The following is a 13,362-nucleotide window of genomic DNA, read 5'->3' as shown; positions in this document are numbered from 1 at the left end:
TATGTCTCACGACCTGTTCGAAGCCGCCCGCGGCGCCATGGCTTTTGCGCATGCGCCCTATTCGAAATTCCCGGTCGGCGCGGCGATCCGCGCCGAGGACGGTAAGGTCTATACCGGCGCCAACATCGAAAACCTTTCCTTTCCACAAGGATGGTGTGCCGAGCCGACGGCGATCGGCGCCATGATCATGGGCGGCGCGAAGACGATCGTCGAAATGGCCGTCATTGCCGAAAAGCTGCCGCTCTGCCCGCCCTGCGGCGGCTGCCGCCAGAAGATCTCCGAATTCGCCTCCAAGGAGACGAAGATCTACCTTTGCGATGAGGCGGGCGTGAAGAAGACCATGACGATGGAAGAGCTTCTTCCCTTCAGCTTCGAGACGGAACTCGGATGAAGGCGACGGCCAGCCTGCTCGCCGCATTGCTCGGGGGCATCAAGCCGCGTCACGGCATCGTGCTCGGCTCCGGTCTCGGCTCCCTCGTCGGTGAGCTCAATGGCGCCGTGCGTGTTCCCTATCGCGACCTGCCGGGCTTTCCCGTCAGCGCCGTCTCCGGCCATGCGGGCGAAGTCGTCGCCGGCCGCCTCGGCTGCGTGCCCGTTATCATGCTCTCCGGCCGCGTGCATTATTACGAGAAGGGCGACGCCAACGCCATGCGCCTGCCGATCGAGGTGCTGAAGGCGCTCGGCGTCGAAGCGCTGATCCTGACCAATTCGGCCGGATCGCTGCGCGGCGACTTGCCGCCCGGTTCGGTAATGCAGATCACCGATCACATCAACTATTCCGGCATGAACCCGCTGATCGGAGAGGAAAGCGATCACCGTTTCGTCGGCATGACCAATGCCTATGATGCGGGGCTTGCCGCGGCGATGCAGAGGGCAGCGGCAAAGCTTGAAATCGAGCTGGCAAAGGGCGTCTATATGTGGTTCTCCGGTCCAAGCTTCGAAACGCCGGCCGAAATCCGCATGGCGCGCATCCTCGGCGCCGATGCCGTCGGCATGTCGACAGTGCCCGAGGTGATCATCGCAAGAATGCTGGGCCTGAGGGTTGCAGCCGCCTCCGTTATCACCAACTATGGCGCAGGCATGACCGGCAATGAGCTCAGCCATGAAGAAACCAAGGACATGGCGCCCATCGGCGGCGCCCGTCTCGCCGCCATTTTGAAAGACATGATTGCGGCTGGAACAGGATGATTTTAGGCCGGGTCGGCCTAAAATCATCCTGTTCTACATTAAATAGTTAAAGCATGATGACGTCTGAAAACCGCCCACACTTTTCGACATCATGCTCGAGAGGAAGCGAAGATGAATAGCCATTCCAACCGGGAGACGGCGGCTGTCGCCCTTTCCCTCCTCGATCTCACCAATTTGAAGGACGATTGCACCGAGGCGCAGATCGATGCGCTGTGCGCCCGCGCCCAGACGCCCTACGGCAACAGCGCTGCGATCTGCATTTGGCCGCGGTTCGTCGCCCAGGCGCGCAACATCCTTGGCACCGGCCATGCCGTGCGCATCGCAACCGTCGTCAACTTCCCCTCGGGCGATATGGAAGTGGCCGATGTCGCCGCCGAAGCGCGTGAGGCAATTGCCGATGGCGCCGATGAGATCGATCTGGTCATCCCCTACCGCAAGCTGCTCGCCGGCAATGAGAAGGCGGTGACCGACATGGTCAAGGCCGTGCGCGCCGAATGCACCGGTCCCGTCGTCCTGAAGGTCATCATCGAGGCCGGCGAGTTGAAGGATGCGGCATTGATCCGCCGTGCCTCTGAACTCGCCATCGAGGCAGGCGCAGATTTCATCAAGACCTCCACCGGCAAGGTCGCCGTCAACGCGACGCTCGAAGCCGCCGACATCATGATCCGGACTATTCGTGAAAGTGGGCGCAAGGTCGGCTTCAAGCCGGCCGGCGGCATCGGCTCGGTGGCGGATGCGGCGCTCTACCTCAGCCTTGCCGAAACCATCATGACGCCGGACTGGGCGATGCCGTCGACATTCCGCTTCGGCGCTTCCGGCCTGCTCGACGATATCCTGGCGGTTCTGAGCGGAACACAGTCGGCACCGGCTGCGGCGTCGAGCTATTGAAATGATCCCGCAGGAGATCATCCGACGCAAGCGCGATGGCGAAGAACTCGATGTCGCCGATATCAGCTCCTTCATCGCTGCGTTGGCTGCCGGCCAATTGTCGGAAGGCCAGATCGGCGCCTTCGCCATGGCCGTCTGGTTCAAGGGCATGTCCCGGGCCGAAATCGTGGCCTTGACGCTGGCGATGGCCGATTCCGGCGACAGGCTGCAATGGGCCGATATCGACCGCCCGATCGCCGACAAACATTCGACCGGCGGCGTCGGCGACAATGTTTCGCTGATGCTGGCGCCGATCGCCGCTGCCTGCGGCCTTGCCGTTCCGATGATCTCCGGGCGCGGCCTCGGCCACACCGGCGGCACGCTGGATAAGCTCGAATCCATTCCCGGCTATATGATCACCCCGGATGCTGACCTGTTCCACAAGGTCGTGAAGGAGGCGGGATGCGCCATCATCGGTCAGACCGGGACCTTGGCGCCCGCCGACGGCAGGCTCTATGCCGTGCGCGACGTGACCGCGACGGTCGATTCCATCCCCCTCATCACCGCCTCTATCCTCTCGAAGAAACTTGCGGCCGGGCTCGAGACGCTGGTGCTCGACGTCAAGGTCGGCAACGGCGCTTTCATGGCTCATCGCGGCCAGGCGGAGATCCTGGCGCAGTCGCTGGTCGAGGTGGCCAATGGCGCAGGCGTGAAGACCTCGGCCCTGATCACCGACATGAACCAGCCGCTCGCCGATAGCGCCGGCAACGCCGTCGAGATGCGCAACTGCCTGGATTTCCTGGCGGGCAGAAAAAAGGACACGCGGCTTGAGACCGTCGTTCTCGCTTTCGCCGCCGAAATGCTGGTGAAATCCGGCATTGCCGCTTCGTCTGATGAAGCCGAGACGATGGCGCGTCGAGCGCTGTCATCGGGAAAGGCGGCAGAGGTCTTCGCGCGCATGGTATCGATGCTCGGCGGTCCGGCCGATCTCATCGAAAACCCCGACCGATATCTGGCAAGGGCACCTGTCGAAAAACCTGTCCCGGCCACCCGGTCCGGCTGGCTTGCCGCCTGCGATGCGCGCGGTATCGGCGTCAGTGTGATCGATCTCGGCGGCGGAAGACGCCATCCGGCGGACCGGATCGACCATCGCGTCGGCTTCTCCGAACTCCTGCCGCTCGGCACCCGCGTAAAGGCGGGCGAACCGATCGCTCTCGTTCACGCCGCTGACGAGACCGCGGCGGAGAGGGCGGCGACAGCACTTGCCACGCACTACCGCATCACCGAGGACAAGCCGGAGCTGACACCGGTGATTGCGGGGCTGGTCTGAAGCGGTTTATTGCTTGAGGCTGAGCGAACCGTCGGCGACGGAATAGGAGGCGAGCTTCTGCAGGAAGCTCATGCCGACCAGCGTCGTCGTCAGCGCATCGTCCCTCAGGACGAAGGCTTCGACATCGCGCACGCGAATACCGCCGATTTCGACCCGGTCGAGTGTCACATGCGCGGCCTTCGTCTGGCCGTTCGCGGTGTTCACGCCATAACGGAAATCGAGCTGGTTGGCCGTGAAGCCAAGTCGGCGGGCAAGCGTCTCGTTGAGCGCCACATAAGTGGCGCCGGTATCGATCAGGCCCTGCACCGGCTTGCCGTTGATCTTGAAGCTGCCGGTATAATGGCCCTGCGCATCGGCCTGCAGGCGGATCGCATTGCTGCCGGATACGGGCGCGGGTACTGCGGGCTCATTGCTTTCGGTCGATACGTAATTGGCGGAGAGAGTGTCAGCAGGTTGCTGGCTGGCGCTTCCGAACAAGGAAGGCACCTGTGTGGCGAGCACCGCGGCGATGCTGGCGAATAGGACGGTACGCACGAGCATGAAACAGAAATCCTTCCTGTATAAACCCGGCTTCATGCAGGGCCTCATGCTTCAAGCTTGCTAAACCTCAAGTGCTGATAAGTTGCTAATATCGACAACAAAAGGCCCGGAACGAACCTCCGGGCCTCAAGGTCTTTCGATTTGGTAAAGGAAGACGAAATTATTTGGTGCCGTACATGCGGTCGCCGGCATCGCCGAGGCCGGGCATGATGTAGCCCTTCTCGTTGAGATGACTGTCGATCGATGCGGTGAAAACCGGAACATCGGGATGTGCGGCGCGGAAGTTGCGGATTCCTTCCGGGGCGGCAAGCAGGCAGAGGAAACGGATATTGTGGGCGCCGCGTTCCTTGAGTTTGTCGATCGCCGCAATCGAGGAATTGCCGGTCGCAAGCATCGGGTCGACGACGATGATCAGCCGCTCGGCCACGTCCTCCGGCGCCTTGAAATAATATTCGACCGGCTGCAGCGTCTCGTGGTCGCGGTAGACGCCGATATGCGAGACGCGGGCGGACGGCACGAGATCGAGCATGCCTTCGAGCAGCCCGTTGCCGGCACGCAGGATCGAGGCGAAGACCAGCTTCTTGCCCTCGAGGATCGGCGACTCCATCGTCTGCAGCGGCGTCTCGATCGTTTCCATCGTCAGTTCGAGATCGCGGGTCACCTCGTAGCAGAGCAATGTCGAGATTTCGCGCAGCAAGCGCCGGAAACTTCCCGTCGATGTCTCCTTGCGCCGCATGATGGTGAGCTTGTGCTGCACAAGCGGATGATCGATGACCGTGACGCCGTCCATGGGGAAGCCTTTCATTCTTTCTATCGGATGTTTCTTTCACGGAAATCGGCCTGACCGCAAGAGTGGCGGTCGATTTGCGTCGATCTTCCCCAGTCCCTCGAGTCTTTTAAAGCCGGGCGAGCAAAGTCTTTCGTGTCTCATCGTCGACGAAGGCCGCCTCGATCGCAGTGCGCGTTATGGCGTCGATCTCGGCGTCGCCGAAGCCGAAAGCCCCGGCGGCAAGCTCGTATTCTCGCTTGAGCGAGGTACGGAAGAAGGGCGGATCGTCTGAACTGATCGTCACCCGCACGCCTGCTTCCTTCAGCCGGCGCAGCGGATGGGAGGCGAAATCGGGAAAGACCCCGAGCGCGATATTGGAGCCTGGGCAGATCTCGAGCACGGTGCCGAGATCGGCAAGCCGCTTCACCAGATCGAGATCCTCGATGGCGCGCACCCCATGGCCGATGCGCGAGGGGCGCACCGCGTCGAGCGCGTCGGCGACGCTGAAGGCGCCGCAGACCTCGCCGGCATGGATGGTCAGACCGAGGCCGGCATCGCGGGCGATATCGAAGGCTCTGATATAGTCGGCGACGCGCCCCATGCGCTCTTCGCCGGCAAGGTTGAAGCCGGTAATCAGAGGGCTCCCGGCCTTTGCCGCATATTCGGCAGCACCAATCACGCTCTCCGGACCGAAATGCCGCTCGCCGGTGACGATCAGCCGGGCCTCGATGCCGCTCTTTTCCCGGGCCCGCCGGATGCCTTCGCAGATACCTGATATATAGGCATCGGCGCCCAGCCCGATGCGCTTGCCGTGATCGGGCGAAACGATGAGCTCGCTGTAGATCGTATTGATGCCGGCCAGTTCGCCGAGATAGGTTTCGGTCAGAAGCGCATAGTCCTCCTCGGTCCTGTAGACCTCGGAAACCTTGTCGTAACATTCGAGGAAGCTTGCGAAATCATGCCAGACATAGGCTCCGTCGCGAAGCTCGGCGCTGATGTCGACGCCGTATTTCCGCGCCTGCGCCGCGGTCAAAGCTGGAGGGGCCGCACCCTCCAGATGGCAGTGCAGCTCGACCTTCTTCAAATGCGATGTCACAGAAAACTCCTTCCGTGCGGTCCGGCCGGGATGCCGAGATGCCGGGCGATGCTCTCGCCGATATCGGCATAGCTGCGGCGCACCCCGATCGAACGCGACCGGATGCCGGGGCCATAGGCGATAACAGGCACACGCTCACGCGTATGATCCGTGCCGCGCCAGGTGGGATCGCAGCCATGATCGGCGGTGAGCACGACGAGATCGCCGGGCTTCAGTTTCTTGTGGACTTCGGGCAAGCGCGCATCGAAGGCTTCGAGTGCCGCGGCATAACCCGGCACATCGCGGCGATGGCCGTAGATCATGTCGAAATCGACGAAATTGGTGAAGACGAGATCGCCATCCTCAGCCTCGTCGATCGCCGAGAGCGACGCATCCATCAGCGCCTCGTTGCCGTTCGCCTTGATGACCCTGGAAACGCCCTGATGCGCAAAGATGTCGCCGATCTTTCCCACAGCATGCACGTGCCGTCCGTGCTCGATAAGACGGTCGAGCAGCGTTGGTTCCGGCGGCAGCACGGAAAAGTCGCGCCGGTTTCCGGTGCGCTGGAAGGAAGAGGTAGACTGGCCGACAAAGGGCCGGGCGATGACGCGGCCGATGTTGTAGGGATCGAGCAGTCCCCGGGCCAAACGGCAGAAGGCGAGCAGGCGATCGAGGCCGAAATGCACCTCGTGCGCCGCGACCTGGAAGACCGAATCCGATGAGGTGTAGCAGATCGGCTTGCCGGTGCGGATATGCTCCTCGCCGAGCCGGGCAATGATCTCCGTTCCCGAGGCATGGCAATTGCCGAGGATGCCGGGCACGTCAGCCTCCCTGCACAATGTCTCGATGAATTCCGGAGGAAAGGCGTCGCCCTCCGGCGGGAAATAACCCCAATCGAAACTGACAGGTGTTCCCGCGATCTCCCAATGACCTGATGGCGTATCCTTGCCACGGGAGATTTCGGTGGCGGCGCCATAAATACCGTAGACCTTTTCCGGGACGGACATGCCGGCCGGAAACCGGCCGGAAGCGGACCGGGCGATATGCATCAGCCCGAGTTCCGACATGTTGGGCAGGGAAAGCGGCCCTTCGCGCAATCCGGTGCGGTCCCCGGCTCCGGCTGCGCAGAACTCGGCGATATGGCCGAGCGTATCGGCGCCTTCGTCGCCATAGGCCGCCGCATCCGGCGCTCCGCCAATGCCGAAGGAATCCAGAACGAAAAGAAAGGCACGCGCCATTTTACACCCGAGAAAGCCGATCGCCGGCCTCTGGAATGTCGGAGGCGGCTGAGATCCAGCCATATAATGCCACGGCCGGCTTGGCAAATTACAGCGCGCGCGTCTTTTCAGGCGCGCAAAGGACGCTGTAACACTGTGAATTGCTGCCTAACGCCTAAGTCGATTTCGATCTAAGGAGTTATGCACCAGACAAGAGCGGGAAGGGGCCGTCAGCAGTCGCCGCAGGGAATCGAGTCGCCTTGGCGCTGGCGGTAGAAATAACTGCGGCTGATGGTAATCGTGCGCATGCCGTCCGGCATGAAATTCGGGGCGAACAGGAACATCGTATAGGGGATGCTGAGCTCGGTGCGGACCAGGAAGCTGTTCGCCGTCTTCATGTCCGATGGCACGTTGCTCACTGTGGCGTTCTTGGCATAGGGCACCGTCCCGTCCTTTGCCCAGGACCAGAGCACCTTCGCATTGGCGCTGGCATCGATGGTAATCCCCGTGATCTTCAGCGTCAGCGCCGTCGAATTGTAGGGCACGAAGATCGCCGTTGCGACCGACGGCATCTGCGCGAGCGCGCTCTTCGTGACGGATTGCTGCTGGGTGATGAGGTCGGCCACCGTTCCTGCGGCGCGTGTCACGCGCTTGCTGACGCTGAGGCCGATGGTAATCTCGAAAGCACCAATATAGAGCATGATGAGCACGGGAAAGAGGATCGCGAATTCGATCGCTCCGGCGCCCTTGCGGTCTCGGGCCAGTCGCCGCGCTGTCAGGACCAGTCTGGTGAACGGGTTGCGCAACGCCATTATGGATACTGCTCGCTCTGGAAGGCCGCGGTTGCGACGATCAGATATTGGCTCGGCATCGAACCGTCGGCGGGACGTATCGTGCTGATATAAGGCCGGACCAGATCCGTGATGATTTCCCAGCGGTAATAGGCACGGACCATGTTGACAGTGCCGGCGCCGCCCGGCGCAAATTTGAAGGCCGCAGTATTGATGTCGGCATATCTGTCGGTGGAAAGCTTGGGGATCGTCGTCGGAATGGCCGAAAACGCGCTGAACGTCTGCACATCCAGGTAGAGCTTGCTTGGCGTGGCGACTTCGCTCGCCGAGCAACGGATGAGGATCGAGATCTCATCGCAGAAAGCCTGGCGGAATTGCGCCTGGTTCATATCGGTCGTGCGGCCGAGATTATAGGTGATCTGCCCGGTTCGCATTCGTCGGCTCATCGTATCAACGCCGTTGGAGACGAGTTCCTCGGCGGCGAAGGCGACGAAAGTTTCGAGGATTGCGAAAATCACCAGGAAATAGGGAATGGCAAGCAGGGCGAATTCGATCGCCGCAGCACCCTCGCGCGAGCGGGCGAGAGCGCGAAACCGTAAGAAACGGAATGGCGTAAAGGCGCGCCCCTCACCCGTCTTCTGATCAATTACCGTCATTGCCTGGACCTAAGCGACATTCTTCGTCCGTCACACTAGGATCCGTTCGTTGATTTTCCGTTTCAGCCTGACACGACGATTTTAACGAATGGTCGAGAAAGCTCCGAGATATGCTCAGGGTGAGGCGGTCGCGGTGGCTGCTTGCTGCGCATGCTGCTCGCAATTCGGCGTGCAGGACAGTACGGAGCGCTCGGTCTGCCGGTAGACGCGCACCGTATTGCCTTCGTCGATCGACACCAGGATGCGTTCGTCGAGGATCGCATTGCCGTCGGCATCGAGAAGCACCAGATTGGTGGTGCCGAAGCTGCGGCCTGTCAGCACGATGGTCTTGGCGTCGGCAACCGTCGCATCGGCGACCTTGGCATTGCCGACGATCACCTTGCTGACGGGGCGATCGAGCTTCAGCACGCGCGCGTGATCCATGTAGACGCGCAGCATGTCATCGTCTGCGGCCGCGGAAACTCCCGAAACACCGAAAGCGGCGATCATGCCGGCAAAGAAAATGGTTTTGCCGCTTGATGACATTTGGCCCTCTTTCACGATCACAGCGCAATATGCACATAGAATGGAAAAAAATGGTGAACGAAGCCTTAAGCCCGCCGCTCTGTTCCGGGATGAAGCGTAATGCTCCGATCTGGCACGGTTTCGGGACGGTGCACGCCTCGGTTGGAGATGGAATTTGTGCTATTTCCGGATGAATTCAGCAGTTATTCCAAGAATATTGTTAAATATTGAGGTAAGTGCGTAAGAAAATACTGACTCTACAAAGGCCTGTTGTCTCGTTCACGTTTAGTTAACTCTTTTCCTTAAGCCGATGGAAACGGCCATTCGCTAGGTTGCAGTCATCCGATCAACGGCAAACAGTTGGCGGACGTGCTGAACATCAACTGGAGTTAGGAGTTACCATGACCAAGCTTTTTAGCCGTTTTCTGAAGGACGAATCCGGCGCGACCGCAATCGAATACGGCCTGATCGCCGCTCTCATTTCCGTGGCGCTCATCACCGGCGCAACGAGCCTCGGCACCAAGATCGGCAACACGTTCGAAGGTTTGAGCACCAAGATGGATAGCGCCACTACGGCGGCCAACTAAGCGAGGTGCCGCGAGGCGGCACCTTCCTCATTCTGGCCGGTCTGACCTGGCTGGTCGATCGAGCGGGCTCACGCGCTGGAATGGCCGTGAGCCTTTTCGCATCCTATTAAGATCGGGTATACGCATGATCGCAGCTGCAGTCTTTGTAATACTGCCACTCTGCCTCGCCATCGCGGCCTTTTCGGATCTCTTCACCATGACGATCCCGAACCGCATTTCCCTGATCCTTGTTTTCTCTTTCCTCGCACTGGCGCCGTTCTCGGGCCTCGGCCTGCAGGCAATCGGTATGCATCTTGCCGCCGGCGCGATCGTCTTTGCCGCATGCTTTGCCCTTTTTGCCTTCAATGTGATGGGCGGCGGCGACGCCAAGCTGCTGAGCGCCACAGCGCTCTGGTTCGGTCTGAATCAATCCCTTGCATTCCTGATGACCGACGTCGCAGCGGTCGGCGGCCTCGTCACCTTGTTGATCCTGCTGGTGAGAACGCAAACGAACACGATCCTCGCCATCGGGCTGCCGGTGCCGAACTCTTTGCTGCTCGCCAAGAAGATCCCCTATGGCATCGCGATCGCGATCGGCGGTTTCATGGCCTTCCCTTCCTCGCCGCTTTTTCTCGCCGCACTGGAAAGCCTGAAATAACGGCATTTTAAATGCCCGTTAACTTAAAATGTAAGCGTTCTATTAACCATAATTACACCAATTGCTGAGCATTCTACAGGGCGAACATATAGTGCCCTGAGGAATGATCGATGAAACCGGCCCGCCTTATAATCCTAGCTGTCGCCGTGGTGGCAGCCGGCCTCGCCGGCCTCCTGGCAATGCGCATGGCGGGCAGCGGCGGTGTCGTCACCCAGGTCCGCTCGGTCGTCGAGAAGGAACCGACCGTCAACGTCCTCGTTTCGAGCGCCAATCTGCCGGTCGGCGCAAGGCTGGACGACAAATTGGTGCACTGGATGGCCTGGCCGCAGGGCGGCGTCGTCCAGGGCCTCATCACCGAAGCCGACAAGCCGGATGCGATCAAGGATCTGCAGGGCGCCGTCGTGCGTCTGCCGATCTTCGAGGGCGAACCGATCCGGCCGGAAAAGCTCGCCGATTCCAGCAGCCGCATCCTCTCCTCGCTGTTGCCGGCCGGCAAGCGTGCCGTCGCGACCGAGATATCGGTGGCAACAGGTGCCGGCGGTTTCATCCTGCCGAATGACCGCGTCGATGTCATCATGGTCCGCAAGGGCACCGAAGCCGCCAAGCTCATTACCGAAACCGTACTGAGCAATGTTCGCGTTCTCGCCATCGACCAACAGATCCAGGAAAAGGACGACGGCTCGAAATCGGTGGTCGGCACGACCGCGACGCTCGAGCTCACCCCTGATCAAACGAAGGTTCTCGCTGTCGCCCAGCAGATGGCGGACCGGCTGTCGCTCGCGCTGCGCTCGGTCGCCGATGCGCAGGAGCAGGATACAAGTGCCGCCGACTATCTGCTGAGCGGTGACAACGGCAGTGCGATCATCCAGGTCATCAAATCGGGCGCCATCGTCACGGATGCCAGCGCAGCACCGAAGGCGGAGTAAGAGAACGTGCACATGGGCAATTCAACGCGGCGCGCCGGACCTCTCCTGACAGGCTGCCTTTGGCTGGCAATCGGCGTCTCCGGTATCGTTCCGACCTCTTTCTCCCCGCTTCTCGGCGCAGGCGAGGCGCACGCCGATTCCGATAGCCTGGTCCGGATCTCTCAGACTGGCCCCAATGCCCATCGCCGGTTGAAGCTCGGGCTCAACAAGGCCGTCGTCGTCGATCTGCCGGACGACGCGCACGATATCCTCGTCTCCGATCCGACCATGGCCGATGCCGTGACCCGTACCTCGCGGCGCATCTACCTGTTTGGCAAGAAGGTCGGCCAGACCAATATCTTCGTGTTCGGTGCCGGTGGACAGGAGATCGTCAATCTCGACATCGAGATCGAACGCGACGTCTCCGGCCTCGAAGTCAATCTCCGCCGCTTCATTCCGGACTCCAACATCAACGTCGAAATCGTCTCCGACAACATCGTGCTGACCGGCACCGTGCGCACGCCGCAGGACGCCACGCAGGCGGCCGATCTGGCGCAGGTCTTCCTGAAGGGCGGCGAGGCGACGACCAGAACCGAGACCGCATCCGGCACCGGCGGCGATAGCTCGGTGGCGCTCTTTGCCGAAAACCGTCAGGCCTCGCAGGTCGTCAATCTTCTGCAGATCGAGGGCGAGGACCAGGTCACTCTCAAGGTGACGATCGCCGAGGTCCGACGCGAAGTGCTGAAGCAGCTTGGCTTCGACAACCTCGTTTCCAATTCCTCCGGCATAACGGTCGCCCAGCTCGGCAGTCCCGGCGCTGACAGTGCCACATCGACGGTTGGCGGCGGTCTGGCGGCGCTCTTCAAGAGCTCGATCGGCAAATACGACATTTCGACGTATCTCAACGCGCTGGAGCAGGCCAAGGTCGTCAAGACGCTCGCCGAGCCGACGCTGACGGCGATATCGGGTCAGGCCGCGACCTTCAATTCCGGCGGCCAGCAGCTCTATTCGACGACCGACAGCAACGGCAACGTCACTGTCGTGCCGTTTAACTATGGTATCAACCTCGCCTTCAAGCCGGTCGTGCTGTCATCGGGACGCATCAGCCTGCAGATCAAGACCAATGTCTCCGAACCGGTGGCCGGCAGCGGCAACGCCACCTATCAGCGACGTTCGGCGGAGACCTCGGTGGAGCTGCCCTCGGGCGGTTCGATCGCGCTCGCCGGCCTTATCCGCGACAACGTTTCCCAGACGATGGGCGGCACGCCCGGCGTCTCGAAGATCCCGCTGCTCGGCACGCTCTTCCGCCAGAAGGGTTTCGAGCGCCAGGAAACCGAACTCGTCATCATCGCAACGCCCTATCTGGTGCGTCCGGTGGCGCGCAATCAGCTCAACCGCCCGGACGACAATTTCAGCCCTGAGAATGACGGTGCGACCTTCTTCCTCAACCGTGTCAACAAGGTCTATGGCCGCCGCGAGGCGCCCGTCGCCGACGCGCAGTTCCACGGCTCGATCGGGTTCATCTACAAATGAGCGGGGCACGATCGGCAGCAATGGCAGGAAACAGAGATCAGGCGATGGCCCACATGAATTCGACGACACCCCGCTTCGGAATCTCGAAGGCGTTTTTTGCGACGGCTGCCATGTCGCTGGCCGTCCTTTCCGGATGCGCCGGTCCGCACGACCAACTGACGACCGGCGGCATTCCGGACGATTACCGCGCCCGTCATCCGATCATCGTGACGGAGGCGGAGCAGACGGTTGATATACCCGTCGCCTCCACCGATCGTCGCCTGACCATCGCCCAGCGAGACCTCATCCGCGGTTTTGCCACAAACTACATCTCGCGCGCCTCAGGCCCTGTTTACGTGCTGTCGCCGCAAGGGTCGCCCAATTCGGCAGCAGCCTATCAACTGCGCAATCAGGTCCGTGCCGAGCTGGTGTCGCGGGGGATCGCAAGCTCGAAAATCGTCAATACCTCCTATGCCGCCGCCGGGCCCGGCGATGCGGCGCCGATCCGGCTGAGCTTTACCGGCACCACCGCGATCACCACGCAATGCGGCCAGTGGCCGAAGGACATCTCGAACGATTTGACCAACCAGAATTACTATAATTTCGGCTGCGCCTCGCAAAACAACCTTGCCGCCCAGATCGCCAATCCTGAGGATCTGGTGGCGCCCCGCGGCATGACCCCGATCGACGCGCAGCGGCGCAACAACGCCATCCAGGAATACCGCACGACGACATCGACGATCGAAGATGTCGCCGGCAGCGACAGTAGCTTCTAAGGCGGAAC

General features: G+C 61.2%; 16 protein-coding genes. 9 read left to right on the top strand and 7 right to left on the bottom strand.

Annotated elements, in window-relative coordinates; translation table 11 throughout:
* Position 1 precedes the first annotated feature (1 nt).
* From ACIPSK_RS17760 to deoA, 4 genes are all read left to right on the top strand, one after another.
* Positions 2 to 391 carry a cytidine deaminase gene (locus ACIPSK_RS17760; protein ID WP_162115540.1) on the top strand — a complete coding sequence of 130 codons (390 nt, stop codon included), beginning with the start codon at positions 2 to 4 and terminating at the stop codon, positions 389 to 391.
* Positions 388 to 1,188, top strand: coding sequence for a purine-nucleoside phosphorylase (locus ACIPSK_RS17755; protein ID WP_162115539.1), 801 nt, complete (start codon positions 388 to 390; stop codon positions 1,186 to 1,188). The genes ACIPSK_RS17760 and ACIPSK_RS17755 overlap by 4 nt, the downstream gene beginning before the upstream one ends.
* Before the next feature lie 111 nt (positions 1,189 to 1,299).
* Positions 1,300 to 2,076 carry a deoxyribose-phosphate aldolase gene (deoC, locus tag ACIPSK_RS17750; protein ID WP_162115538.1) on the top strand — a complete coding sequence of 259 codons (777 nt, stop codon included), beginning with the start codon at positions 1,300 to 1,302 and terminating at the stop codon, positions 2,074 to 2,076.
* Position 2,077: 1 nt separating this feature from the next.
* Positions 2,078 to 3,385: a thymidine phosphorylase gene (gene deoA, locus ACIPSK_RS17745; protein ID WP_162115537.1), complete on the top strand. Its 1,308-nt coding sequence runs from the start codon at positions 2,078 to 2,080 to the stop codon at positions 3,383 to 3,385.
* A 6-nt stretch (positions 3,386 to 3,391) separates the two neighbouring features.
* On the opposite strand, the gene ACIPSK_RS17740 is transcribed toward deoA, so the two are convergent.
* From ACIPSK_RS17740 to ACIPSK_RS17710, 7 genes are all read right to left on the bottom strand, one after another.
* Positions 3,392 to 3,961, bottom strand: coding sequence for a TIGR02281 family clan AA aspartic protease (locus ACIPSK_RS17740; RefSeq protein ID WP_162115536.1), 570 nt, complete (start codon positions 3,959 to 3,961; stop codon positions 3,392 to 3,394).
* Between the two features lie 124 nt (positions 3,962 to 4,085).
* Positions 4,086 to 4,715, bottom strand: coding sequence for a uracil phosphoribosyltransferase (gene upp, locus ACIPSK_RS17735; protein WP_003544477.1), 630 nt, complete (start codon positions 4,713 to 4,715; stop codon positions 4,086 to 4,088).
* A gap of 106 nt (positions 4,716 to 4,821) precedes the next feature.
* Positions 4,822 to 5,790, bottom strand: a complete 969-nt coding sequence (locus ACIPSK_RS17730) for an adenosine deaminase (RefSeq protein ID WP_162115535.1) — start codon at positions 5,788 to 5,790, stop codon at positions 4,822 to 4,824.
* Complete coding sequence (locus tag ACIPSK_RS17725; RefSeq protein ID WP_162115534.1) at positions 5,787 to 7,007, bottom strand: phosphopentomutase; 1,221 nt, start codon at positions 7,005 to 7,007, stop codon at positions 5,787 to 5,789. Before ACIPSK_RS17725 ends, ACIPSK_RS17730 begins: the two co-directional genes overlap by 4 nt.
* A gap of 209 nt (positions 7,008 to 7,216) precedes the next feature.
* Positions 7,217 to 7,798: a TadE/TadG family type IV pilus assembly protein gene (locus ACIPSK_RS17720; RefSeq protein WP_162115533.1), complete on the bottom strand. Its 582-nt coding sequence runs from the start codon at positions 7,796 to 7,798 to the stop codon at positions 7,217 to 7,219.
* Positions 7,798 to 8,433, bottom strand: a complete 636-nt coding sequence (locus ACIPSK_RS17715) for a TadE/TadG family type IV pilus assembly protein (protein WP_162115532.1) — start codon at positions 8,431 to 8,433, stop codon at positions 7,798 to 7,800. The genes ACIPSK_RS17720 and ACIPSK_RS17715 overlap by 1 nt, the downstream gene beginning before the upstream one ends.
* Before the next feature lie 114 nt (positions 8,434 to 8,547).
* Complete coding sequence (locus tag ACIPSK_RS17710) at positions 8,548 to 8,958, bottom strand: pilus assembly protein N-terminal domain-containing protein (RefSeq protein ID WP_017966539.1); 411 nt, start codon at positions 8,956 to 8,958, stop codon at positions 8,548 to 8,550.
* 380 nt (positions 8,959 to 9,338) lie between these two features.
* On the opposite strand from ACIPSK_RS17710, the gene ACIPSK_RS17705 reads away from it, so the two are divergent.
* The 5 genes from ACIPSK_RS17705 (at position 9,339) to ACIPSK_RS17685 (ending at position 13,354) form a co-directional block, all read left to right on the top strand.
* Positions 9,339 to 9,524, top strand: coding sequence for a Flp family type IVb pilin (locus ACIPSK_RS17705; RefSeq protein WP_017966540.1), 186 nt, complete (start codon positions 9,339 to 9,341; stop codon positions 9,522 to 9,524).
* Positions 9,525 to 9,648: 124 nt separating this feature from the next.
* Positions 9,649 to 10,161, top strand: a complete 513-nt coding sequence (locus ACIPSK_RS17700; protein WP_017966541.1) for an A24 family peptidase — start codon at positions 9,649 to 9,651, stop codon at positions 10,159 to 10,161.
* 110 nt (positions 10,162 to 10,271) lie between these two features.
* Positions 10,272 to 11,087 carry a Flp pilus assembly protein CpaB gene (gene cpaB / locus ACIPSK_RS17695; protein WP_162115531.1) on the top strand — a complete coding sequence of 272 codons (816 nt, stop codon included), beginning with the start codon at positions 10,272 to 10,274 and terminating at the stop codon, positions 11,085 to 11,087.
* Between the two features lie 12 nt (positions 11,088 to 11,099).
* Positions 11,100 to 12,599, top strand: coding sequence for a type II and III secretion system protein family protein (locus tag ACIPSK_RS17690; RefSeq protein ID WP_162115530.1), 1,500 nt, complete (start codon positions 11,100 to 11,102; stop codon positions 12,597 to 12,599).
* Positions 12,596 to 13,354, top strand: a complete 759-nt coding sequence (locus ACIPSK_RS17685; RefSeq protein ID WP_162115529.1) for a CpaD family pilus assembly protein — start codon at positions 12,596 to 12,598, stop codon at positions 13,352 to 13,354. Before ACIPSK_RS17690 ends, ACIPSK_RS17685 begins: the two co-directional genes overlap by 4 nt.
* Positions 13,355 to 13,362 lie beyond the last annotated feature (8 nt).

The sequence above is a fragment of the Rhizobium sp. LARHSG275 genome (assembly GCF_052871115.1).
Note: the sequence above shows the minus strand (reverse complement) of the source record. Positions and strands in the feature narration are given on the sequence as shown.

What these genes read in the sequence shown, in the direction of transcription:
- ACIPSK_RS17760 (WP_162115540.1), top strand. Translation starts at nt 2, where the DNA reads ATGTCTCACGACCTGTTCGAAGCCGCCCGCGGCGCCATGGCTTTTGCG.
- ACIPSK_RS17755 (WP_162115539.1), top strand. Translation starts at nt 388, where the DNA reads ATGAAGGCGACGGCCAGCCTGCTCGCCGCATTGCTCGGGGGCATCAAG.
- deoC (WP_162115538.1), top strand. Translation starts at nt 1,300, where the DNA reads ATGAATAGCCATTCCAACCGGGAGACGGCGGCTGTCGCCCTTTCCCTC.
- deoA (WP_162115537.1), top strand. Translation starts at nt 2,078, where the DNA reads ATGATCCCGCAGGAGATCATCCGACGCAAGCGCGATGGCGAAGAACTC.
- ACIPSK_RS17740 (WP_162115536.1), bottom strand. Translation starts at nt 3,961, where the DNA reads ATGAAGCCGGGTTTATACAGGAAGGATTTCTGTTTCATGCTCGTGCGT.
- upp (WP_003544477.1), bottom strand. Translation starts at nt 4,715, where the DNA reads ATGGACGGCGTCACGGTCATCGATCATCCGCTTGTGCAGCACAAGCTC.
- ACIPSK_RS17725 (WP_162115534.1), bottom strand. Translation starts at nt 7,007, where the DNA reads ATGGCGCGTGCCTTTCTTTTCGTTCTGGATTCCTTCGGCATTGGCGGA.
- ACIPSK_RS17720 (WP_162115533.1), bottom strand. Translation starts at nt 7,798, where the DNA reads ATGGCGTTGCGCAACCCGTTCACCAGACTGGTCCTGACAGCGCGGCGA.
- ACIPSK_RS17715 (WP_162115532.1), bottom strand. Translation starts at nt 8,433, where the DNA reads ATGACGGTAATTGATCAGAAGACGGGTGAGGGGCGCGCCTTTACGCCA.
- ACIPSK_RS17710 (WP_017966539.1), bottom strand. Translation starts at nt 8,958, where the DNA reads ATGTCATCAAGCGGCAAAACCATTTTCTTTGCCGGCATGATCGCCGCT.
- ACIPSK_RS17705 (WP_017966540.1), top strand. Translation starts at nt 9,339, where the DNA reads ATGACCAAGCTTTTTAGCCGTTTTCTGAAGGACGAATCCGGCGCGACC.
- ACIPSK_RS17700 (WP_017966541.1), top strand. Translation starts at nt 9,649, where the DNA reads ATGATCGCAGCTGCAGTCTTTGTAATACTGCCACTCTGCCTCGCCATC.
- cpaB (WP_162115531.1), top strand. Translation starts at nt 10,272, where the DNA reads ATGAAACCGGCCCGCCTTATAATCCTAGCTGTCGCCGTGGTGGCAGCC.
- ACIPSK_RS17690 (WP_162115530.1), top strand. Translation starts at nt 11,100, where the DNA reads ATGGGCAATTCAACGCGGCGCGCCGGACCTCTCCTGACAGGCTGCCTT.
- ACIPSK_RS17685 (WP_162115529.1), top strand. Translation starts at nt 12,596, where the DNA reads ATGAGCGGGGCACGATCGGCAGCAATGGCAGGAAACAGAGATCAGGCG.